This window comes from Mycobacterium sp. E136 (assembly GCF_001666865.1).
Lineage (GTDB): Bacteria > Actinomycetota > Actinomycetes > Mycobacteriales > Mycobacteriaceae > Mycobacterium.
The window spans coordinates 1-23,028 of the sequence record NZ_LZJE01000398.1 but is presented as its reverse complement, the minus strand read 5'-3'; the positions used below and the strand labels follow the sequence as shown (position 1 = coordinate 23,028).

Here is a 23,028-nt window from a genome sequence, read left to right as displayed (position 1 = left end):
CTTGGGTTCGAGGATCTTGCCGAACCGGCTCGCGAAGCTGATGATCGCCGGTCCCAGCGTCAGGGCGGCGAAGACCGATGTGACCATGCCGATGGCCAGCGGCACACCCATGGTCTGGAAATAGGGCAGCCGGGTGAAGCTCAGGCAGAACAGCGCGCCGGCGATCGTCAGGCCCGAGCCCAGCACGACGTGCGCCGTGCCGTGGAACATCGTGTAGTACGCGGTTTCCCGGTCTTCGCCGCCCTGACGCTGGGACCGGCGATCATCAGCTTCGCGAGCCGGTTCGGCAAGATCCTCGAACCCAAGCGGGCGATGCGGGTGCGCGGCTGGCGAAAGCTCGGCGCTGCGGTGGTGCGCTGGCCCGGTCCGATCTTGGTCGCGACGGTGGCCCTGTCGCTGGTGGGCCTGCTGGCCCTGCCCGGCTACCGCACCAACTACAACGACCGGAACTACCTGCCCGCCGACCTGCCTGCCAACCAGGGGTATGCGGCCGCCGACCGGCACTTCTCACAGGCTCGGATGAACCCCGAGCTGCTGATGGTCGAAAGCGATCACGACCTGCGCAACTCCGCGGACTTCCTGGTTATCGACAAGATCGCCAAGCAGGTCTTCCGAGTGCCCGGCATCTCGCGCGTGCAGGCGATCACCCGGCCCGACGGCAAGCCCATCGAGCACACCTCGATTCCGTTCCAGATCAGCATGCAGGGCACCACCCAGCAGATGAACCAGAAGTACCTGCAGGACCGGATGGCCGACATGCTGGTTCAGGCCGACGAGATGGCCAAGACCATCGCCAACATGGAGCGGATGTCCAAGCTCACCGAGGAGATGGCCGCGACCACGCACAGCATGGTCACGAAGATGAAGGACATGACCGTCGACGTGGCCGAGCTGCGCGACAACATCGCCAACTTCGACGACTTCTTCCGGCCCATTCGCAATTACTTCTACTGGGAACCGCACTGCTTCAACATCCCGATCTGCTGGGCGTTCCGATCGGTGTTCGACACCCTCGACGGCATCGACACGATGACCGACGACATCCAGAACCTGCTGCCCGACATGGAGCGGCTGGACAAGCTGATGCCGCAGATGGTCACGCTCATGCCGCCGATGATTGAAACGATGAAGACGATGCGGACGATGATGCTGACGATGTACTCGTCGCAGAAGGGCATGCAGGACCAGATGGCAGCCATGCAGGAGAACTCCACTGCCATGGGTGATGCCTTCGACGCGTCGATGAACGACGACTCGTTCTACCTCCCGCCGGAAGTCTTCGACAACGAAGAGTTCAAGAGGGGCATGGAGAACTTCATCTCGCCGGACGGCAAATCGGTGCGGTTCATCGTCGCCCATGACGGCGACCCGATGACCCCCGAAGGCATCGCGCGGATCGACTCGATCAAGCAGGCCGCAAAGGAGGCCATCAAGGGCACTCCACTGGAGGGCTCCAAGATCTACCTCGCCGGCACCGCCGCGGTCTACAAGGACATGTCCGACGGCAACAGCTACGACCTGATGATCGCGGCGATCCTCGCGCTCGCGCTGATCTTCACCATCATGCTGCTGCTGACCCGCGCCGTGGTGGCCGCCGCGGTGATCGTCGGCACGGTGGTGATCTCGCTCGGCGCGTCGTTCGGCCTGTCGATCCTGATCTGGCAGCACATCATCGGCGTCGAGTTGCACTGGATGGTCATGGCGATGGCCATCATCATCCTGTTGGCCGTCGGCGCCGACTACAACTTGCTGCTCGTGTCGCGGCTCAAGGAAGAGCTGCATGCGGGCATCAGGACCGGCATCATAAGGGCGATGGGCGGCAGCGGTTCCGTTGTCACCTCAGCCGGCCTGGTCTTTGCGTTTACGATGATGTCGATGGCTGTCAGCGAATTGACAGTCATCGGACAAGTCGGAACAACCATCGGACTTGGCCTGCTGTTCGATACTCTTGTGATCCGGGCATTCATGACGCCGTCCATCGCGGCGCTCATGGGTAAGTGGTTCTGGTGGCCACAGCGGGTGCGAGAACGTCCAGTGCCTGTACCGTGGCCGAAACCGAGGGAACTGACGCCGTCAGGGGGGGAAGGAGCACAGTCATGAAACGACTGATTGTTGGAGTAGCCACCGCGGCGGCCGCGCTCATGGTCGCGGCGCCCGCCCAGGCGCAGGACATCGACACCAACTTCACCAACGAGTTGCACACGTACGGGATCTACGGGCAGAAGGACTACAACGCCTGGATCGGCAAGATCACCTGTAAGCGAATCCGCAAGGGTGTCGATCGGGACGCCTTCGCGTCTGCACAGTTCGTCCAGAATCAGCTGGCGCGGGGTCAGAACAGCACCGAGCAGTCGTGGAAGTTCCTCGCGGGTGCGCTGCGCTACTACTGCCCCGACCGCCTCCCCATCCTCGATCAAGCCCGTGACCACAGCTAGAGCTAGGAGCCGAAAAGTGTTTCGTAAAGCGACCATTGCGCTGGCATCCTTTGGCTGCGCGGCGCTACTGTTCCCGGCCAACGCGGGCGCGGACGCCACGGATGACTACCCGATCCCCAACCGGATCATGCGGACCCCGTGCACGGTCGACCAGTACATGGCCGCGGTCCGCGATCAGGACCCGTTCTACTTCGAGCGCTACATGATCGACTACCACAACCGGCCCCTGGACGTGCAGAAGGGCGCCCGCGACCGGATCTACTGGTTCTTCTCGTTGGATTACGCGGGCCGTCGCCAGTATTCGGAGAACACCGCGACCAACGTGTTCTACGAGCAGATGGCCACCCGCTGGGGCAACTGGGCCAAGCTGTTCTTCAACAACAAGGGCGTCGTCGCACACGCCACCGACGTGTGCATGAACTACCCGCCGAGCCAGCCCGAGATCTGGAACTGGACCGCCACGCCGTAGTCGGGCTCAGGGCAGCCCGCCGAACAGCGGGCTCAAGGCCAGCTGCACCGGGTCCGGCGGTGGCAGGTACGCCGGCGGAGTCGTGAGCGGCGGAGCCGACGGTGCCGCCTGTGCGACAGCGACGGTTTCGGTCGGCTGACTCACCTCGGCCGCGGGTACCACTGATTCCGTGTCCGGTGCGGCGGTGAGGGTCGGCGCGGCGACGGGCTCCACCGTGACATCGTCTGTTTCTGCCGATCGCGCGGTCGGCAGAATCGGCCCTGTCACCGGTTTGGCGATCATCTGTTTCACCACGATCGGGACGACGGGCGCCGACGGAACGGCGTGGACGCTGATCGACGGGCTTGAGTCCGACACCGCGGCGGCGGGTTCGATCGGTGTCTCGGCCGACGGACCGACCCTGGTTTGCGGCGCGTCCCACCGGGCCAGCTCCGGACCGAACGCGAACAACGCGACGACACCCACTGCGAGGACCATCGCCGCCCGGCCGTGTGAACTCAGCCGGCGCCGAGAGCGCAGCTCGGTGGACTTCACCGCGGGCTCGGCCGTTGCGGCGGCCTCGACCGCGGATCCGGACAGCGCGGCGCCGCGGGCCAGTGCGAGTTGGACGTCCTCGGACGAGATGACGGGGATGCCGAGCGCCGTCTCGAGTGGGCCGGAGATCAGCTCGAGGTCCCCGCGGACGCCGATCAGGTACAGCCGGCGCGGCTGGATCTCCTCGTCGGCGAAGAAACTGGTGAGCCACTTGGCGAGGCCGTCCGCGCTCTCGCGCATGTGCGTCATCGCGGTGCGGACGGTGTCGCCGAGCACCGACACCACGGTCACGGCAGAGGACTCCACGACGCAGACCGCGCACCGGTCGAATTCATCCCCGGGTCCCAGCGCCCGCGCCCACGATCGAGCGGCATCGGCCATCCGGACCGGTGCTACTTTTCCGAAACCATTGGTGGACAACGATTTCCGGAGCAGTTCGGCCTTGGCTGCGACATCGGCGCTCCAGGTCAGGCCGATCGTGTCCACCCGGTGACCGCTGGCCGAGGCGATCGCCCGTGCGCCCCGCACCGCGGCCTCGTGTATGGAGATGTCGCCGTCCGTGGCGTTGGCGACCACGGAGAAGTGGTCGTGGTCCAACGTCTTCGGGCCACCGTCGCCGTTCTCGACCAGGACCCACGCGATACCTGTCGACGTCATCGACAGCCCGAGCACCGTCTTCAACGCTGCCTCCCTCTCCCCGCCTGGATCGGCGAAGCGAGCATAATTTGCTTCCCGGCTTCCGGCATCTCGAAGAGGACGCGCCGACCAGGCGACTCACAGTCGAGCTCCGTTTGCCGCCGCGCGCTCCGTGAACGGGGTGTCACGCCCGGACGCCTCGGCGCGACATAGGTGTATGAGTGCATTCGCCAGGTTCGCGGTGCTTCTGGCCGCGACAACCATGCTGTCCGCGCCGACCGTCATCCCCAGCGCCGGGGCGGCGCCATGCCCGGACGTCGAAGTCGTCTTCGCCCGTGGAACCACCGAACCCCCAGGAGTGGGCGGTATCGGACAGGCCTTCGTCGACTCGGTCCGCTCCCGCCTCGGCGACCGATCCGTCGGCGTGTACGCCGTCAACTACCCCGCCAGCCGCGACTTTGCGGTGAGCACCCGCGCGGGCGCCGAGGACACCCGCGCCCACGTGCAGGCGGTGGCCGCCGGCTGCCCCGCCACGCAGATGGTGCTCGGGGGCTACTCCCAGGGTGCGGCGGTGATGGACGTCGCCACCGCCGCGATGCCGCCGACGGTCGCTCCGCACGTCGCCGCGGTCGCGCTGTTCGGCGGTCCGCGCAGCAGCTTTGCCGATCGGCTGTCGCCCGGACCGCTGCCATCGATGGGTCCTGACTACGCGGGCAAGACCATCGACCTGTGCGTGCCCAACGATCCGATCTGCTTCGAGGGTGGACGCGACATGGGTGCCCACGGCGCGTATGTTCAGGCGGGATTGGTTAACCAGGCTGCGGAGTTCGCTGCGGGCCGGATCTGACTACCGGTCGGGGCGCCGCATCTGGTAGTAACTAAGGCGGTCCTAACACCGTAGGGAGGAGCTCCGCCGAGGTGAATTCCTGGTGAGCGCTTCCACCGCGCATTCAACCGATCAGGCCGCGCCACCCGCGCGGTCTCCGCTCGCCAAGTGGATCCGGCGGCTGTCCGTTCCCATCGTCATCGCCTGGATCGCGCTCATCGCGCTGCTGAATGTGACGGTGCCGCAGCTCGAGGTCGTCGGCCAGATGCGGTCGGTGTCGATGAGCCCGAAGGACGCTCCGTCGGTGATCGCGATGCAGCGCGTCGGCACGGTGTTCGAGGAGTTCAAGTCCGACAGCTCGGCGATGATCGTCCTCGAGGGCGAGCAACCACTCGGCGACGATGCGCGCCAGTATTACGGCGAACTCATCGACAGGCTCAGAGCCGACCGCAGCCACGTCGAGCACATCCAGGACTTCTGGGGCGACCCGCTGACGGAGGCCGCGGCCGTGAGCGCCGACGGCAAGGCCGTCTACGTCCAGGTGTATCTGGCCGGCAACATGGGCGAGGCGCTGTCGAACGAGTCCGCCGAGGCGGTCAAGAAGATCGTCGAGGATCTGCCTCCTCCGCCGGGGGTGAAGGTTTATGTGACCGGCGGATCGGCCATGTACGCCGATCAGCAGATCGCCAGCGACCGGAGCATCCGGATCATCGAATTCGCCACGTTCGCCGTCATCATCACGATGTTGTTGCTGGTCTACCGGTCGGTGGTGACCATGCTCATCCAGCTGGTGATGGTCTTCATGGCGTTGTCGGCCACGCGCGGAGTGGTCGCGTTCCTGGGCTATCACGAGCTGATCGGCCTCTCGACGTTCGCGACGAACCTCCTTGTCACGCTCGCGATCGCCGCGTCCACCGACTACGCGATCTTTCTCATCGGGCGGTACCAGGAGGCGCGCACACTGGGCGAGGACCGGGAGTCGGCCTTCTACACCATGTTCCGCGGCACCGCGCATGTGGTGTTGGGGTCGGGGATGACGATCGCCGGCGCCACCTTCTGCCTGACGTTCACCCGGCTGCCGTACTTCCAGTCACTGGGCATCCCGTTGGCGGTCGGGATGACCACGGCGGTGTTGGTCGCGCTGACCCTCGGCCCGGCGGTCATCACCATCGGAAGCCGGTTCGGGTTGTTGGAACCCAAGCGCGCCATGCGCATTCGTGGTTGGCGCAAGATCGGCGCCGTCATCGTCCGCTGGCCGGGGCCGGTGCTGATCGCGACCGTCGCGTTGTCGCTGGTCGGGTTGTTGACCCTGCCCGGCTATCAGCCGAACTACAACGACCGCCTGTACCTGCCCGCCGACCTTCCGGCGAACCAGGGCTTCGCCGCGGCGGAACGGCACTTCTCCCCCGCCACCATGAACCCCGAGTTGCTGCTCATCGAAAGCGATCAGGATCTGCGCAACTCGGCGGACTTCCTGGTGATCGACAAGATCGCGAAGGCGGTCTTCCGGGTGCCGGGCATCTCGCGGGTGCAGACCATCACCCGCCCAAACGGCAAGCCGATCGAGTTCAGCACGATTCCCGCGCAGATGAGCCTCGGCGGAGTGAACCAGGATCTGAACCGCAAGTACATGCAGGACCGCATGGCCGACATGCTGGTTCAGGCCGACGAGATGCAGAAAACCATCGACACCATGACCCGCATGATGGCGTTGATGGGCGAGATGAACGCCACCACGCACAGCATGGTCGAGAAGACCAAGACCATGGCCGTCGACACCGCCGAACTACGGGATCACATCGCCGATCTCGACGACTTCCTACGTCCCTTGCGGAACTACTTCTATTGGGAACCGCACTGTTTCAACATTCCGGTCTGCTGGTCGCTGCGGTCGATCTTCGACGTCATCGACGGCACCAACAAGCTGACCGACAAGGTTCAGGACCTGGTCCCGGACCTGGAGCGGCTCGACGCACTGATGCCACAACTCTTGGCGCTGATGCCCGAGCAGATCGAGTCGATGCGCACCATGCGCACCATGATGCTGACCATGCACGCCTCCCAGGGAGGACTGCAGGATCAGCAGGCCGCCATGAGCGAGAACCAGTCGGCGATGGGCGACGCCTTCAACGACTCGTGGAACGACGACACGTTCTACCTGCCGCCGGAGATCTTCGACAACGAGGAATTCAAGCGCGGTATGGAGAATTTCATCTCGCCCAACGGCCACGCCGTGCGGATGATCGTCCAGCACGAGGGTGACCCGCTTAACGCCGACGGCATCAAACGCATCGACGCGATCAAAAAGGCTGCCAAGGAAGCCATCAAGGGCACCCCGTTGGAGGGGTCGACGATCTACGTCGGCGGAACGGCCGCGGCGTTCAAGGACATGCAGGACGGCAACAACTACGACCTGATGATCGCCGGCATCCTCGCCCTGGCACTGATCTTCACGATCATGCTCATCATCACCCGCAGCGTCATCGCCGCAGCCGTCATCGTGGGCACCGTCGTGCTGTCCCTGGGCGCGTCCTTCGGTCTGTCGATTCTGGTGTGGCAGCACATTCTCGGCATCGAGCTGCAGTTCATGGTTATGGCCATGGCGGTGATCATCCTGTTGGCCGTGGGCGCCGACTACAACCTGCTACTGGTCGCCCGGTTGAAGGAAGAACTGCCGGCCGGCATCAACACCGGGATCATCCGGGCGATGGGCGGCAGCGGATCCGTGGTGACGTCGGCGGGTCTGGTGTTCGCGTTCACGATGATCTCGATGGTGGTCAGCGAACTGACCGTGGTGGCACAGATGGGCACGACGATCGGTATGGGCCTGCTGTTCGACACCTTGGTGATCCGCGCGTTCATGACGCCGTCGATCGCCGCCCTGCTCGGCCGCTGGTTCTGGTGGCCCCAGATGGTCCGAACCAGGCCTAAGCCCGTGCCATGGCCCGCGCCGAAGCAGCCGACGCCGTAAAGCACCCCAGCATCGTCCAACCCATCGCCCCGGTCAGCCCGTTCTTGGCCAGCAGCACCAAGGCGACACCGGCCAGCACGATCAGCACACCTGCGGCGAGCGACCGCCCGCCGGTGGCCTCGACGGGTACGTCCCACCACGCAAGGCGGCGATGCTCGAGCGGTGACAGCAATTTGAACAAGGCGAACATGACCATGGCGAACACCGCCGCCCGCAGCGCCAGCAGCGCCCAGAAGTGCTGTGCGTCAACGTCATACGCGTCGAGACCCACCGCGTGCAACGAGAACGCTGCGATGGCGATCGCCACGATGTGCCACAGGTACAGCGTCATCGCTCCCCCGTTGCCGACCGCGACCACGTACCAGACCCGCGGTCGCTGAGCCCACCGCTGGATCGCCCCGGCGCACGCGACGAACGCCGCCGACATCCACGTGCAGTGCAGCGCGAGCAGCAGCGTGGGAGGCGAGACGTTCGACAGGTGCTCGGTACCGGTGACGACCAACGAAAGCTCGTACGGCCCGACCACCGCCGCCACGATCTGTGCGGCGAGCGCCGCCGCGGCCGTCACGAGCGCCGCGCGACGGCTGATCAACCGTCGCGCATAGCCCACACCGAACACCACCGGGATCAGCCAGACGACGACGAAGTTCGCGACGCCGGCCATCGGGGTGCCCGCGGAGATCCGGATGGCATCGACCGCTGCCGACGCGGCCAGCAGCCCGACCACCATGACGGCGACGCCGCGGCCCGTCGACAGGCGGGTCAGGGCGGGAACGAACGCGAGCACCACCAGGTAGACGCCGAGGAACCACAGCAGCGCGACGGATTCGCGGCCGAGATCCGCGGCAGAGTCGGCGCCGAGGGTCAGCCGCACCGCGAGCAGCCCGACCGTCCACGCCGCGAGATACCAGAACACCGGCCGGCACAGCCGCTGCGCGCGGGCGACCAGCCACGTCCCCCACGACTTGCCCGCATGCCAGCCGTACGCTCCGGCGGCCCCGCCGGCGAGGAAGAACAACGGCATGACCTGCACGACCCATGTCACCGGGGCTAGAGCGGGAATCTCGCCGAGGATGTTGCCGATCCGCACACCGCTGGCGTCGACGGTGGCCAGCAGCAGCGCGCAATGGCCGAACATGACCACGAGGAGCGCGCCGAGGCGGGCGACGTCGACGGCGCGGTCGCGCGTCGGCGGGGTGTCTGCGGCCAGTTCGTCGGCGCCGGCCAGGGGTTTGGTGAGCGACATGCGTTCAGGATGCCCTGACGGTGTCCCCACGGGCTTGAGTAGTACTACGCGATGCGGCCGGACTCGGTCCCCAACAGCGCGCGGTACGCATTCTCACGCTCGGTGAACTCAGGTGAGGTGATCGCGCCGAAGGCGGCGGCATCGCGGGCAAACCGCGCCGGTGCCGCGTCCAGTGCGTCGGGGCCTTCGAGGCGAAAGCAGCTCGGCGCGAGGGGCCCGAACAGCAGCGCGCGGACAAGCTTCGGCCAGTTGTCGATCCCCGGTTCGACGCCCGCGGCGCGAGCGAAGGTCAACGCCACCAGATTCATCCGGGTCTTCTGCGGCAGGCCCCGGCGCGAGCGGTACGCCGCGATCGCACGGCGTTGGTCGTCATCGCTCGGAGCGCGGATCGTGCCGCCCCACGTGTAGGCGATCCAGCGCGCCTGCAACTCGAGCGGCACGAAGTAGCCACCGGACTGGTCCCACATTCCCATGAACGCCAAGCCGGGGAGGTCGGGATGGAAGGTGTGGCGGTCGGTGTTGAAGTGCACAGCGTCCATGTCGAGTGTTGCCCGAATTTCGTTGTTCAGGAACGGCATCGACAACTCGAATCCGGTGCCGAAGACAATGCCGTCGAACTGCTCGGCGTGGCCGTCGGCGAACGCCACGTTCGTACCGTCGACCGACGTCATCCACGGGCGCACCCGGATGCGGCCCTCGGCAACCAGGGGCAGGTAGTGCTGGCTCAACGTGATACCGGCGGTGAACAGTGACGGATCGGGCGCGGGGGCGCCGTACTGCTGCGGGGTTCCGCCGGCGTCGATGACGATTTCCTTGAGCTGGCGGTCGATCTCGGCGACCGGCAGCGCTTCGTCGGCCAATGCCCCGTACCGGGTGAAGATGCGGTGGTCGGACGGGACACCCGCGGCGAACTTCGGTAGGACGTAACGCTGGCGGCGCTGAGTGACCACGACTTCGACGCCGTGCTGGGCCAATTCGGAGGCGATCTCCAAAGCGCTGACGGCGCAGCCTGCGACAAGCACACGCTTACCGCAGTAGTCGGTGGGACCGCGGTAGTGGAAGGTCGGTCGTGCGCCAGCGGGGCCGGTGAAGGTGGACAGGCCGTCGACAGCCGGGATTGCGGGCGACTGAAAGCGTCCGGTGGCGACGACCACCCGCTCGTATCGCTGCTCGGCGCCGGCGGCGCTCACGAGCCAGCCGCCGTCGCCGCGGCGAACGCTCGTCACCGGGGTGAGGAACCGGATTCGCCGGGTGAGGTCGAACATCTCGGCGTAGCACTGCAGGTAGTGAAGAATCTCGCGGCCGGGAGGAAAGACGGCACCGTCGTCGGGCTCGAGGTCGCTGAACGCGGTCAGGATGCGGCTGGTGTTGGTGTGCATGGCGGGCCAGACGCCGCTGCAGCCCGGTTCGCCGGTCCACTGCCCGCCCAGTTGGGCGGTTCGCTCGTAGATTGTGGGCTCGAATCCCTGGGCGGTCAGCCAGCGCGCCGCGACGAGCCCCCCGGGGCCCGCGCCGATGACCGCGACGTCACCGGGCATTGCGCGACGCCCCCGCCGGCGCCGAAGTCGGCATGCGGGGAATGTACTGCGGATGGGGGCCTCGACCGCATTGAATCGGCCCGCCACCGTTGGATGGCGGGCCGATCGTTGGGAGGGGTTCAGGGCAGCCGGGCGAGCACGGGCAGTTTGTTTACAGGCAATGTCGGGCGGATGCCGGCTTGATTGCGCTGCGGTGCGGTAGTGACGACGATCTTGCCGCCGCGGCAAGAGACGAGCTTGCCGTCGACGAAGACGTCCTGGCCGTCGTCGATCGGAATGGGATAGCCGTCGGAGTCGGTGTAGGTGCAGCCACCGCCACCCGGGGTGGGCTCGTTGTCGACGGCGTAGGCCGTCGCTGGTGCGAAGACGAAGACGGCGAGGGCGCCGATGAGGGTGGCGGCGTACTGGATGCGGGTCGTGCGGCGGGTGGTGGTGGTCATGTCGGGTGTTCCTCTCAGGGGCGATGCGGGGGTGGTGAGAGAAATGATTGCGAGTCGACCAGGGGCTGCGTAATCGCCGCGGGGTCAGAATCCGCACGTGTGTGAGGAGGTTTTCCTGTCTCCGCGGCAAGGGTCCAGCCCGGTGATCCGAGATCTGCAAGCTTGACAGTCGGCGGGCGTGGGTATTACCGCCAAAAGGCTCATAGGGGAGGCGACAACGATGTCCGAGCAGCAGGAGCACGAATCCGGCCAGTGGAACGTCGCGGCGAAGGACAACCTGGTCTACGTCGAGCGAGCGAACGACAGCGGGGAGTTGCTGTTCGGGGACTCGCTCGAACCTCACGAAGCGCGTCAACTCGCACGCGCGTTGACCAAGTTCGCAGACAAGCTCGACGAAAGCGCGCAGGCCAAAGATGGGAAGGAGTCGTCCGGCTCCGACTCCGATTCAGAAGATAAGGATGAAGATGAAGCGAAGGATTCCGACTCTTCTGGCGAGGACAGCAGCGATGGCGGTGAGTCGGACGAGTCCGACGACTCCTCGTCATAAGCTGTGAGTAACGCGTTCAATCTTGTTGCCGGACAGAGGTTTCTGGACGTATTCGAAACCTGTGGGGTCGGCGAGCGTTGTTGTCACTAAGCAGCGCACCGCCGAGCGTCGCCACGAATCGTTATCAGATGCAGCGTCCATCGTTATCAGAAACACCGATAGGCATCTTCCAGTCGGTGGCCGCCCTGTAGCACGATTAGTCCACGCGTCGCGATGTTGGGGACATCGCCCGCGAGTGATTGGTTGGACACGGCTGCCATGGGGAGGTTTACATGCGCCAACCAGCGACGGCATTCGGCGCCGCGATGGTTTGTCTTCTGGTCGCGGGGTGTGCCAGTTCGGTCGGCAATGCAGTGACGCCCACACCGACACCCACCTTGATACCGCGCCCGCTGGTGGAACGGGAACTGGACGAGTTGCTCCTGAACCCCGGAGAGCTGAACGCCGCGATGGGGTCACAGACCCTTGAAGTCACGAGCGCGCAGAGCGCGATGTCGGACAACAGCGCCACGATGGAGCCGCGCGAGTGCCTCGGCATCGACGGGGCGGCGGAGGCGCCGGTGTACGCGGAGAGCGGATTCCAGGCGGAGCGCGATCAGAGCCTCAACGACGGCGACAAGTTCGCCCACTACGTCAAGCAGGCCGTTGTGCTGTACCCGCTCGTGAAAAAGGCTCACGCGTTTTTCGATGCCTCCGCGGAGCAGTGGCCCGCCTGCCACGAGTACACCCATCTTCAGAGCGGGACGAAGTGGAGCGTCGGGCCGATCAGTAATGCCGACGATGTGCTGAGCACTGTCGCGACGCTTCAGGAAGCCGCCGCACCGGGATGGGCGTGCGGGCACGCTGTCGCGCTGGAGAACAACGTGATCATCGACGTCAACACCTGCAGCCCCAACCCGGGTGACTCGGCCGTGCGGATCGCCAAACAGATCGCGGAGAAGGTGACCGCTCGCTGGTGACGAGCGGCCGGTGACATCCTGCGGCAAAGATGTCAAGCGGTCGAAGATTGCTATGTGACTCGGCGGCGTCGCCTCGTGGGCGGGTCAATTCTCATTGTTGGTATGCCACGGTTCAACTCAGAATCATCGCGTTTATTGCTCAAAGCAAATTGTTTTGTTGATTACGGAAGAGATTGGTCTGGATCAGGTGCTCGAGACTGTCGTGTTTTAGCCTCGGCGGGATAAGTTGCGCGCCGGCAGTCGCTTAGCGACCGAAGGGCAGTCACGATCAGGCTGTATACAGTCTACGGGGCTACCTTGACGCCAGACCCACTTGGTATGCGGGCAGCTGGCCCATGAACACGCGCCTCACAAGTACTCTTTATTCCCACCATTCACGTTGCATTAGCGATTCCCGGGCAAATCTTTTACAAGAGCGACAGATTGGTTCATCTCTCGGTTACATTGAGCAAACCCGTTGGAAGGCATTGTCAACGATCGTCAACGGGCCTTCGTCGGGGTTGGGGGTCTGCATGTATTGCAAACGTCCGTCGCTCGAGTTAAAGCCGAGAGGCCAGCTTTCCACTCACCACACCACATCGCATCTCTGGGAGATCCATCATGGGTAATGCAACATACATCGGTCGCGTTGGGGCGTTAGCTGTCGCGCTGGGCATCGGGGTCGGGTTGTTCGCGACGCCGGTCGAGGCGTTCGCCAAACCAGACAAAGATTCGAGCGCGTCAAGCGATTCGTCGTCGGCGAAGACGAACAAGGCGGACAAAGCGGATAAAAGCGACAAAGTCGCGAGCGATGCGTCGGCGGCCAAGGCGCCCAAGCCGGTGAAGAATGTGGCCGTCTCGAAAAACGGTGTGGTGGTGCGACAAAGCGGCACCGCCCAAGCCGAGACCCCGATGGGTAGCACCGGCACCAAGGCCAGGGCCAAAGGCGACGGGGCTACCGCGACAGTGACCAGCGGCAGCAAGAGCAGGGCCACCGCTACCGGCGACGGTGCGACGGCGACCGCGGGCGGTGGGGTCAAGAACAGCGCCAAGGCCAACGGTGATGGCAGTACCGCCGCCGCCGGCGATGACGGTAGCGGTATCGGTGGCAGCAATAACAACAACAACACCGCCCGGGCCACCGGGGATAACAGCCAGGCTTACGCGGGCAGCGGCGGCGACGACAATAACAAGAACAAGGCCACCGTCGACGGCGACAACAGCACCGCCTACGCGGGCGCCAACGGCAGCGGCAACAACAACAACACGGCCACCGTCACGGCCGACTCCACCACCGGAGTTCCTGGTGACAACAGCGTGGCCCTCGCAGGCTCCTTCGGTGATAACAACACCGACAACCGCGCCAGCGCTGTCGGCACGAATGCCGGAGCCCTGGCCGGCGGCGGCGCAGAGTTCCTAGGAACGGGCGACAACAATGACGGAAACGTCGCTACCGCGACCAGCACCGGCGACGGCTCTGCTCTCGCCATTGCCGGCGCTTTCGGCGACAACAACGACAACAACACCGCCACCGCCACAACCAGCGGCGGCGACACCCAGGCGGGCGCTGGCATGTATGGCGACAACAACAGCGGCAACACCGCAACCGCCACCACCACTGGCGAGGGGGGGTTGACGGTGGCAAAGTCCGGATGGATGGGTGACAACAACACCGACAACACTGCCACTGTCACAAACACCGGCGACGGCAACCAATCGGGGGCTTCCGCCGGAATCGAGGGCAATGCCAACACCGGCAACACCGCCACCGCTACCAATAGCGGCCTCGACAGCTTCCTCCTTGCGCTCGCAGGTGGAGGCAGCAACGGCCTCACCAACAACAATGCCACCGCCACTAATAGCCTCGAAGCAACCACCACGCAGGCCTCGGCACAGGCTCCAACCGGGTGCACGGCCACGGCGGCCAACGGCACGCCGGGCAGCTGCCCGTAGCCGAGGAACGAACCCTGCGGGGCGGCGGGTGTCCTCTTAAACGGCGATGCCCGCCGCCTTGACAGTCCACCAGCGTCGGCTGGATCGCCAGTCCACCGGCGTCGGGTGGATCGCCTGACTGCCTGGCGCTGAAACTGCTTGGCCGCCCGGAATCGGTGCGCGACGGTGCGGATTTAGGACCTAGATCTGCTGTCGCACAGTCAATCTGAGGTTTCATGTCGACCTCTCAGCGGTGCACGCTGGCGGATCCCTTGTTCCGGAGGCAGTTTCCGCAGTTTGGTAGGCAGCGGCCTTCGTGACAAAATTGACGAATACGGTCATCCTGCGCTATCTGACGGGTTACGTTCTCGATGTCGGCTGAACATACTCACTCACCACACACGGCATCGAAATTTCGGGGGTTCTTGTCATGGGTAATGCAACTTATATCGGGCGTGTCGGGGCGTTAGCTGTCGCGCTGGGTATCGGGGTCGGTCTGATGGCGACGCCGGTCGAGGCTTTCGCGGGACCAAACAAAGACTCGAGCGATTCGTCGACGTCGAAGGCAAACAAGACCGAGAAGGCGCCTAAGGCGGAGAAGGCATCCAAGGCTGCGAGTGATGCGTCAGCGGCGAAGGCGCCCAAGCCGGAAAAGAACATTTCGATCTCGAAAAACGGTGTGGTGGTACGACAAAGTGGCACCGCCCAAGCGGAAACCCCGATGGGTAGCACCGGCACCAAGGCCAAGGCCAAAGGCGACGGCGCCACAGCGACAGTGACCAGTGGTAGCAAGAGCAGGGCCACCGCGGTGGGCGATGATGCGTCGGCGACTGCGGGCGGTGGGGTCAAGAACAGCGCCAAGGCCAACGGTGATGGCAGTACCGCCGCCGCCGGCGATGACGGTAGCGGTATCGGTGGCAGCAATAACAACAACAACACCGCCCGGGCCACCGGGGATAACAGCCAGGCTTACGCGGGCAGCGGCGGCGACGACAACAACAAGAACAAGGCCACCGTCGACGGCGATAACAGCACCGCCTACGCGGGCGCCAACGGCAACGGCAACAGCAACAACACCGCCACCGTCACCGGCGACACCACCACCGGAGTCCCTGGCGACAACAGTGTGGCCGGGGCAGGTTCCTTCGGTAACAACAACACCAACAACCGCGCCACCGTCATCGGCCACGATGCGCAAGCGTGGGCCGGCGGCGGAACCGGACCAGAGGTGCCCGAGGGCAGCGGCCCTGGCAACGACAGCTCCGGCAATGTGGCCACCGCCACCAACACCGGTAGCGATAGCTCGATCGTTGTCGGTGCCGGCGTCATCGGCGACAACAACGATAACAACACCGCCACCGGAACAAACACCGGAAGCGGGGCCCTCATGCAGGTCATCGCCGGCTCAGTTGGTAGCGACAATTCCGGCAACACCGCCACAGGAACGAACAGCGGAAGCAATACCGTCCTGCAGGCTTTCGCTGGGTCTCTCGGCAGCGACAACACCGACAACACCGCCACCGCCACGAATAACGTCGATGGCGGCACAACCGCGGCTGGGGCCGGCATTTTCAGCGATGGCAATGACGGTTATGACGTCACGGCGACCGACGGTGACACGGTCGTCGAGCCGCCCGAGGAGTAGGTGACTATCCGCCGCCCAGCCTGCAAAGAACTGTCGGCAATTTCGCTACGCCATTGCTACCACCCGGAGAATGCGGGTCAAGCAGTCCTCATAGAACCGACGCACGCCGCGAAGGTGGTGCACAAGGGCGATCCGCACTCAGAATCCCGACGCCGGGCAGCGGCACCGCGATCGGACCTCCTAACGATCGTTGAGCGATAGGAATGTCGCTCAACCCGCGGTCGGGTCCCAGTAGGTGCGATGAGTCTCAATTGTGGATTTAAGGTCTGTTGACCATTTGGCGTAGGGATATGTCGTCGCACCGAAAGGATCAACCGTCGTCGCCAGTAGCTGTGGCGCCAGCGCTGCCGACTCCGTCACGTTGATTACAAGAAATCGCCAAGAAGTTGGTCCATCGCTCGTGAGAGCGACGGGCCTGCGGACGACCGTAAAGAAAGTTCAGAAGTCAACAAAAATAGCATCATCGTCCTGTTCACTTCTCATATGTATGCCTCATTCGCGACGTCTTCGGGCGACGGCCTAGTTGACGAAGCAAAATATTTGTCGATACCGCGGGAAGTAAGCAGCCTCTCCGATCGGCATAATCAGGAATTGAAGACTTGACGAGCGCGTTGGTGCATGCTCGTTGCTAGACTTGTCGAGAACAACTTTGAACTGTGCTCATCCGTGGGAGAGTTGCTTATTCAGCTTCGCTGGCGGTAGCGCTACATGGCAGCTGCATGCGGCACGTGTTATAGATAGTCGTTGATTTCATGATCATCCTGCTTATCAGACTCGCGTAGGCAAATTGTCACAAATGTGACTGTTTTTTCGGTCGCTGGGTTACCGTGGGCATGTCCGTTGGTGAATATGTAGGTCGATCGTCGACGGCAACTATCGGGGGCAATGGGGGGGTTGTGTGCACTGCGATAAGCCCACTGCGCGGTTTTCAAGGCCGTGCCCCCTTTCCACATCACCACACATCACATCTCATTTCTGACAGGGCAGGGGAAACTCAACATGGGTAATGCAAGTTACATCGGGCGCGTCGGGGCGTTAGCTGTCGCGCTCGGGATCGGGGTCGGACTCTTCGCGACGCCGGTGGAGGCGTTCGCGAAACCGGATAAAGACTCGACCGCTTCAAGCGACTCGTCTACGGCGAAGTCGAACAAGACCGATAAAGACACCAAAGTCGCAAGCGATGCGTCAACGGCGAAGGCGCCCAGCGCGCAAAAGGCACCGAAGCCGGAGAAGAACATCGCCGTCTCGAAAAACGGTGTGATCGTACGTCAAAGCGGTACTGCGACCGCCACCACGCCGGAGGGCAGCACGAAGACCAAGGCCAGAGCCAAAGGTGATGGTGCCACCGCGACAGTGACGAGCGGCAACAGCAGCAGCGCCACGGCCAACGGCACCAATGCCCAGGCGACGACAGCTGGCGGCGACAAGAACACCGCGAAAGCCAACGGAGAGAACAGCATCGCGCGCGCCGGGGCCGCCGACACCAGTAACAGCAACAACAAGGCCACGGTGAGCGGCGACAATAGCACCGCCGAAGCGGGTTACGACGGCAACAACAACAACAACAACAAAGCCACCGTCACCGGTAACAACAGCGGCGCCATCGCGGGCTCCCATGGGAATGACAACAACAACAACCGCGCTACGGTTGGCGCCAATACAACCACCGGGGCTCCAGGCGACAACAGCGTCGCCGTAGCAGGCTCCTACGGCAACGGCAACAACGACAACGCCGCCACCGCGAACGGCGGAAATGCGGCAGCGTTCGCCGGTAGCGGCGTTCCCGAGATTTCGGCCGCGACCAACAGCAGCGGCAACACAGCCACCGCAACCAACTCCGGTGGTGGCGATAATCCAACCTCCGCCCTTGCAGGCGTGGGTGGCGCCAACAACACCAACAACCGCGCGAGTGCTTCCGGAACAAACAGCGGCGCCGTTGCAGGATCCTTCGGCGACGACAACAGCGGGAACACGGCCGGCGCTACCGGCACCAGCACCGCTGCAGACGCGGGCATGGGCGGAAATGACAATGACAACAATACCGCCACCGCCACCAACACGGGCAGCGGCAGCATCAGCGGCAGTCAGGCACGAGCTGGAAGCGACGGAAACAATAACGACGGCAATACCGCGACGGCGAACAACGGTGGTGCGGACGGTGCCACTGCCGCCGCAGCCGGAATGAGCGGCAACGACAACACTGGAAATAAGGCATCCGCAAGCAATACCGCAAACAACGCCGCAGTGGGCGCCCTCGCTGGGACCAATGGCTCCGGCAACGACGCAAATACCGCCACCGCAACAAACAGCGGCGCCGATGCCTACGTCCAAGCCTATGCGGGGCTCGTGGGCAACAACAACAGCGGCAACAGTGCGTCGGCCACCAACAGCGGAACTGGTAGCTCCATTGGCGCCGCAGCCGGCGGTGGAGGCAACGACAACACTGGGAATAACGCCTCCGCTAGTAACTCCGCTAACAACGCTGTGACGGTTGCCGAGGCAGCAACGGGTGGCTCCGATAACGAAAGCAACAGTGCTACCGCGACAAATAATGTCGAAGGCGCCCTTACCGGAGCCTCGGCCGCCGTAAATAGCGACGGCAACTCCAACCTCCGGGTCGAAGCGAGGAACGGCCAGGAAGTCCACGAGCCGTAACCGCTGACAACCGCCCAGGCCCCGGCGGAGCGTGTCCAGACGACACACCCGCCGGGGCGCGGGGCTCGCACTGTGCGCCAAGGAAACTTTTGATGACGAATCCGACGAGCGCGAAGATTCGAGAACGAGTGTGGAGCATCAGACAAAGACTCTGATCACTCAGAAAAACCCAAGGATTCCGGCGACTCCGGGACTTGAAGAATTCTGAGAAGTCCGGGAATTTCTAGGAATGAGTTCACCGTCCCAGGCAACCAGACGAAGAAAAGAGGCGCCTTGCCGCAACCTGGGAAAGCACCTTTGACATGCGTCGGGCTGACAGGATTTGAACCTGCGACCACTTGACCCCCAGACTCAATATTGGTGTTCGCGCATGTTCGCGAATAACCGCTTACCGCAGCTAGATTGGCGTTTCCGTACATCCGCGAACAGCAGCGAATACCCGCGAATTTGACCGGGTTGCTGTACCGGTTGCTGTACGCACCTCCCCCAAAACGACACCAGGCAAACCGAAGGAAACGACCATGAGCGAAGACATGTTGGACGACGCCAGAGCGCGGGTGCAGCGCGCGACCAGCGCGACCGAGAAGGCCGCGGCGTTGTGCGGGTACGTGTGCATGCACGTACGGCTCAGGCACATCGACGACGCCGAGGCCGAGGCGATAGGGCTGCGCGATCTCACGGCAGCCGAACTCGCCGACATTGGCGGCGCGCTGCTCCGCATGTGGGCCGTCCAGACGGACGGCGCGGCCGCACCTGACGGCAATGTGTGGGCCCTGGCGTGCCAGGTGGCCGCCAACTCGGACTGGGACGAGGCCATGTGGCACCGCACCGCCGACGCAGCGGCGACCCGACAGCGGGCGTCGCAGGCCGAGCGCCCCGAAGACGACCCCGGCTGGCTCTGACCGGGGTCAGGAGCCGACGCCAGGCCCCGGCGACGTCGAGCCGGGGTTAGCTGACCCCGACCGTCGCGGCCGCGCCAACGATCTGGTTGGCGACGCCGGTCGAGTGCAGCCACTGCCCGAACTTGTTCGATCCGTCGGCCGGGTCGATCAGCGTCGCGCTTTGCAGCGGTGCCTGGAAGCAGGCGAATCCAGCGGGCGCGAACACCGTCAGCGTGCCCGCGGTTGCCGCGGTGGTCGGGTAGGTCCTCGCACCGGCGAAGCGCACCGCGTAGCTGCCCAGATCGTCGGCGTTGGTCGGAGTGGTGCCGGTCAACTCGGCCAGGTCGACGGGCTGACCGAACACCACCAGGTCGGTTTCCGCCGAGTAGGTTTCGGCCGCGACGCTCAGGATGGCCTCACGCACGCGCTGCTCAAGGTCGGCCGACACGCCCGCCGAGGCGGCGGCATCCTCGACGGCGGCGACCGCCATCAGGTCCAGATCGCGGGCGATCGCCCAGGCGTGCATGCGGTTGAGCCCGATCAGGTCGTCGACGACATTGGCCAGCGCCGAGACATCGGACCAGCGGCCGTAGCGCAGCGCGGTCAGGTTGACCGGCTCGACGGTGTCGTACTCGCCGTGGTCGGTGGTCTCGTCCACGCCCGCCGCCGCGGTCGGCCCGGTGTATTTCGGGACCTGCGCGGTGCGCCCGGTCAGCTGGCTCACCGGGATACCGGCGAACGCGATCAGGTGTCGGGGGTCGTTGGGGGCACCGGGAGCCCACGCCCCGGCCGACCCCAGATCGCCCGCGGTCGTCATCCGCGCACGGGTCTCGACGAGTTCGGTGGCCCCGTAGCTGTGGCCCGCGTGCAGCGCTTCGGCGGCCGCGTGGAGGTTGGCCTCGCTCACCAGCAGGGTCGGCTGCCACGGCGCGGAGCGGGTCTCGACGGCCTCGGCAACCGCTCGGTTGACCTTCTCAGACTGCTCGGCATTGCGGCGGCGCAATTGCAGCGCATCCCGCAGCGCGCCCAACTCCGTGCGGTCGTCGGCGGTCAGGTCGGCCTCGCGCGAGGTGAAGTCGCGGTTCTCACCCTGGGCGCGCTGCACTCGGGTCTCGACGCGCTCACTCGCGTTGGCGATCCGTTCCTCGATCTCGGCGAGCGGAAGCTCGGCCAGTGCATCTATATCGGTCTTCTTCATTGCTCTGTCCCTTCCAGTTTCGGCACGATCGCCAGGGGCGCGCTCGCAGGCGCGCAAGATCCTTCAGGAGCATTTCGGCCCTCACGGCCAGCGGACGCCACAGCTGGCAATCGGCCACCGGGCCACCCCGGGACAGTGATCGCAACGGCGGTCACCGGATACCCGACAACGGCCGGGCGATTGAATTGTCGCACGGATTTGGAATATCAACGGCAACAATGGCTTAGCCGTAACGCGCTTAGCCGTAACGCATTTCGACGCCGACCATTGGCTAGCCGTAACGTAGAATGGATTCTATGGCCGAGGTGTGGTGGACGCAGTGCCGCGGCTGTCGCCGCGCGTTCCCCATGGCGCGCAGCGATGCGAGGTACTGCTCAGGCCCTTGCCGTCAGCGGGCGTATCGGCGACGCAAGCGTGCGACACTGATGGCGACCCCGCCGGGGCGGGGGAATACGCGCCGCCCGCTGTCGGTGAACGCACGGGCGAGCGGGAGGCCTGCCCCGGCGGGTCTTACTTGATAGCCGAATCTTGTTGGCGCACAACACATCTCATAGTTTGCTGTAGCGAGTAAACGGCCAGTTCAGCGCCTATGCGGCGGTTCGCTCGGCGGCATGTCAAAACGGCGGTAGATAGATCGCTCGGCGACAGGTGTTATGTGGAAGCCAGCTAAAAAAAACAGCACCAAACCGCAGGTCAGAGCGATCCCAGCAAACATCGATGTGTGCAATGGCAACAACCACCGAAACACACTGGCGCGCAGTCGAATTCAGACGCCCAAACACGTTGGGACGCAGTCGGATTCATCAGTCGAAGAACTCCAGCGCCTTTGGCCGTGGTCGGCGCACCGGTGGCTTGAGCGCGGCGGTGCGGCCTTGCCGTTTGTGCCCGCCAGCGGTCCAGCTGCACCGAGCATGCTCCGGCCCAGCGTAGACGCCGAAGCGTTTGGCGTGCATCGTGTCTGCGTGTCCGAGGTGCCACGGTTCGGCCGGATCGATGTAGCGCCCGCATCGCCAGCAGCGGACACCGCCGCGGTTGACGACCTCCGCGACACGGCGACGTTCACGCTGATGTGCGCTGCCGTATCCGAGCCTTGTGGTGCGCCCCTGGCGTCTCGTCATTGGTAGGCCGTCGCCCATGCGGCGAACACGTCTGCGATGTCGTCGCCCGCTTGGTCGGCCTCGGCCACCGCGCACCCCAGTTCGGCCAGTGAACGCGCGGTGAGTCCGCGCACGACGTGCGACTCATACGGCGGATCGCCTCGGGCGAACAGCACTTCGATGTAGGGCGGATGGCTCATGGGTTCACCTCTTGTCATCTTCTCACCGGGTCGACATACCTCCCGGCGACGACGCCGAGCGGGCGACGCGATCGGGGCAGGGACGCCACCCAACGACGGCACGCGCCGAGTGAGGGGCAGGCGTCGCGGCAGAGGCGCTCTGCGGCGATGCGGTCGGCGGTCGTCTCACCATCGAACAGGGCGTGACGACCACGGCACGCCGCGCCGGGCAGCTTGGGCACGCCCCCCAAGCAGCTGAACAAGTCGGTGATCCTGGCCGTACCGACGTACCGCCGCGTCGGGCTCACAGGGCCTCTTGTAGTACGCGCCAGGCCCCGCCCCGGGTGGCGAGACGCACCTCATGGTCGAACAGGTCATGCCAGCGCTGCGGACAGTCGGGGTGCATCTTGTCGTGTGCCGGGCGGCCCTCCAGGCAGGTAGCGCACAGCACGAAGCTTCGCCGCACGATGTAGTGGGTGCGGCGCGCTCCGATGTGATGGCCGCACAGATGGCAGTGCAGGGCGGGGTCTTGGTTGACGCTGGGTCGGCAGTGACGGCAGTCGGTCATCGCGTTTCCTTTCCAGGTTGCGCGCGGGGCGGCGGTTTGCTGGCAGCCGAGATGCGCGGGGCGTCGGCGCGCCAGGGGCGACCCCAGGGAGCGGGTGACGCCCGTATCGCGCACCCCGCTCCCTGGCGCTCCCTTGCAGGTCGGAGCGTCGAGGGGAACAATCGCCCGCGCTCCCTGGCCCAGGGTGCGCGGCGCGCAGTCCAGGGTGCGCACTCTGACCTGCAAGGGAGCGTTGAGAAAACTTCCTGACCAGCGAAGGGGGCGAGAGAGCGACCTACGGCGCGACCGCGCAC

18 protein-coding genes and 2 pseudogenes are annotated in these 23,028 nt (G+C 64.8%); 11 read left to right on the top strand and 9 right to left on the bottom strand.

The genetic code is table 11. The annotated features are described in order from the left end of the window. Window positions 1–240, bottom strand: a pseudogene (locus tag A5698_RS27350) (MMPL family transporter); the annotation flags it as partial. Between A5698_RS27350 and A5698_RS27345 the strand changes: the two are divergent. From A5698_RS27345 to A5698_RS27335, 3 genes and pseudogenes are all read left to right on the top strand, one after another. Beyond that, window positions 232–2,100 (top strand): annotated as a pseudogene (locus tag A5698_RS27345) (MMPL/RND family transporter); the annotation flags it as partial. The pseudogenes A5698_RS27350 and A5698_RS27345 sit on opposite strands and share 9 nt — an antisense overlap. Further along, window positions 2,097–2,435 (top strand): DUF732 domain-containing protein, encoded by a 339-nt coding sequence (locus A5698_RS27340; RefSeq protein ID WP_068303583.1) that lies wholly within the window; start codon window positions 2,097–2,099, stop codon window positions 2,433–2,435. The pseudogene A5698_RS27345 and the gene A5698_RS27340, both read left to right, overlap by 4 nt. 16 nt (window positions 2,436–2,451) lie before the next feature. Beyond that, window positions 2,452–2,904, top strand: coding sequence for a DUF5078 domain-containing protein (locus A5698_RS27335; RefSeq protein WP_068303580.1), 453 nt, complete (start codon window positions 2,452–2,454; stop codon window positions 2,902–2,904). A 6-nt stretch (window positions 2,905–2,910) separates the two neighbouring features. On the opposite strand, the gene A5698_RS27330 is transcribed toward A5698_RS27335, so the two are convergent. After that, window positions 2,911–4,110: a DUF7159 family protein gene (locus A5698_RS27330; RefSeq protein ID WP_502688999.1), complete on the bottom strand. Its 1,200-nt coding sequence runs from the start codon at window positions 4,108–4,110 to the stop codon at window positions 2,911–2,913. A 181-nt stretch (window positions 4,111–4,291) separates the two neighbouring features. Between A5698_RS27330 and A5698_RS27325 the strand changes: the two genes are divergently transcribed. Both A5698_RS27325 and A5698_RS27320 read left to right on the top strand, forming a co-directional pair. Continuing rightward, entirely contained in the window at window positions 4,292–4,921 is a 630-nt protein-coding gene (locus A5698_RS27325; RefSeq protein ID WP_068303573.1) for a cutinase family protein, read from the top strand. Between the two features lie 82 nt (window positions 4,922–5,003). Beyond that, window positions 5,004–7,871 (top strand): MMPL/RND family transporter, encoded by a 2,868-nt coding sequence (locus A5698_RS27320; RefSeq protein WP_068303570.1) that lies wholly within the window; start codon window positions 5,004–5,006, stop codon window positions 7,869–7,871. Here the strand turns inward: A5698_RS27320 and A5698_RS27315 are convergent. The 3 genes from A5698_RS27315 to A5698_RS27305 form a co-directional block, all read right to left on the bottom strand. Next, window positions 7,828–9,117 carry an acyltransferase family protein gene (locus A5698_RS27315; protein WP_068303567.1) on the bottom strand — a complete coding sequence of 430 codons (1,290 nt, stop codon included), beginning with the start codon at window positions 9,115–9,117 and terminating at the stop codon, window positions 7,828–7,830. The two genes, A5698_RS27320 and A5698_RS27315, sit on opposite strands and share 44 nt — an antisense overlap. A 44-nt stretch (window positions 9,118–9,161) precedes the next feature. Then, the gene (locus tag A5698_RS27310) at window positions 9,162–10,655 is read right to left on the bottom strand and encodes a flavin-containing monooxygenase (RefSeq protein ID WP_068303564.1); all 1,494 of its coding nucleotides are present in this window, start codon (window positions 10,653–10,655) and stop codon (window positions 9,162–9,164) included. A 119-nt stretch (window positions 10,656–10,774) separates the two neighbouring features. Beyond that, the gene (locus A5698_RS27305) at window positions 10,775–11,095 is read right to left on the bottom strand and encodes a hypothetical protein (RefSeq protein WP_068303561.1); all 321 of its coding nucleotides are present in this window, start codon (window positions 11,093–11,095) and stop codon (window positions 10,775–10,777) included. Between the two features lie 220 nt (window positions 11,096–11,315). On the opposite strand from A5698_RS27305, the gene A5698_RS27300 reads away from it, so the two are divergent. The 6 genes from A5698_RS27300 (at window position 11,316) to A5698_RS27275 (ending at window position 19,714) form a co-directional block, all read left to right on the top strand. After that, the gene (locus A5698_RS27300; RefSeq protein WP_068303558.1) at window positions 11,316–11,642 is read left to right on the top strand and encodes a hypothetical protein; all 327 of its coding nucleotides are present in this window, start codon (window positions 11,316–11,318) and stop codon (window positions 11,640–11,642) included. 272 nt (window positions 11,643–11,914) lie between these two features. After that, window positions 11,915–12,601, top strand: coding sequence for a sensor domain-containing protein (locus tag A5698_RS27295; RefSeq protein ID WP_068303555.1), 687 nt, complete (start codon window positions 11,915–11,917; stop codon window positions 12,599–12,601). A 600-nt stretch (window positions 12,602–13,201) separates the two neighbouring features. Beyond that, the gene (locus A5698_RS27290; RefSeq protein ID WP_068303552.1) at window positions 13,202–14,533 is read left to right on the top strand and encodes a hypothetical protein; all 1,332 of its coding nucleotides are present in this window, start codon (window positions 13,202–13,204) and stop codon (window positions 14,531–14,533) included. 478 nt (window positions 14,534–15,011) lie between these two features. Beyond that, window positions 15,012–16,157 (top strand): hypothetical protein, encoded by a 1,146-nt coding sequence (locus tag A5698_RS27285; RefSeq protein WP_068303549.1) that lies wholly within the window; start codon window positions 15,012–15,014, stop codon window positions 16,155–16,157. Between the two features lie 936 nt (window positions 16,158–17,093). Next, window positions 17,094–18,812: a YadA family autotransporter adhesin gene (locus A5698_RS27280; RefSeq protein ID WP_156670918.1), complete on the top strand. Its 1,719-nt coding sequence runs from the start codon at window positions 17,094–17,096 to the stop codon at window positions 18,810–18,812. Window positions 18,813–19,333: 521 nt separating this feature from the next. Then, on the top strand, window positions 19,334–19,714 hold the full coding sequence (locus A5698_RS27275; protein WP_068303544.1) for a hypothetical protein: 381 nt from the start codon (window positions 19,334–19,336) through the stop codon (window positions 19,712–19,714). A gap of 46 nt (window positions 19,715–19,760) precedes the next feature. Here A5698_RS27275 and A5698_RS27270 read toward each other — a convergent pair whose 3' ends face one another. The 4 genes from A5698_RS27270 to A5698_RS28300 all read right to left on the bottom strand — a co-directional run bounded on the left by A5698_RS27270 (window position 19,761) and on the right by A5698_RS28300 (window position 22,735). Next, window positions 19,761–20,891 carry a hypothetical protein gene (locus A5698_RS27270; protein ID WP_068303542.1) on the bottom strand — a complete coding sequence of 377 codons (1,131 nt, stop codon included), beginning with the start codon at window positions 20,889–20,891 and terminating at the stop codon, window positions 19,761–19,763. Window positions 20,892–21,694: 803 nt separating this feature from the next. Further along, window positions 21,695–22,009 (bottom strand): hypothetical protein, encoded by a 315-nt coding sequence (locus A5698_RS27265; RefSeq protein WP_068303539.1) that lies wholly within the window; start codon window positions 22,007–22,009, stop codon window positions 21,695–21,697. Further along, a complete protein-coding gene (locus A5698_RS27260) occupies window positions 22,006–22,188 on the bottom strand; it encodes a hypothetical protein (RefSeq protein WP_068303537.1) in 183 nt (60 codons plus the stop codon). Before A5698_RS27260 ends, A5698_RS27265 begins: the two co-directional genes overlap by 4 nt. Before the next feature lie 283 nt (window positions 22,189–22,471). Then, window positions 22,472–22,735: a hypothetical protein gene (locus A5698_RS28300; protein WP_084792650.1), complete on the bottom strand. Its 264-nt coding sequence runs from the start codon at window positions 22,733–22,735 to the stop codon at window positions 22,472–22,474. Window positions 22,736–23,028: the final 293 nt, after the last annotated feature.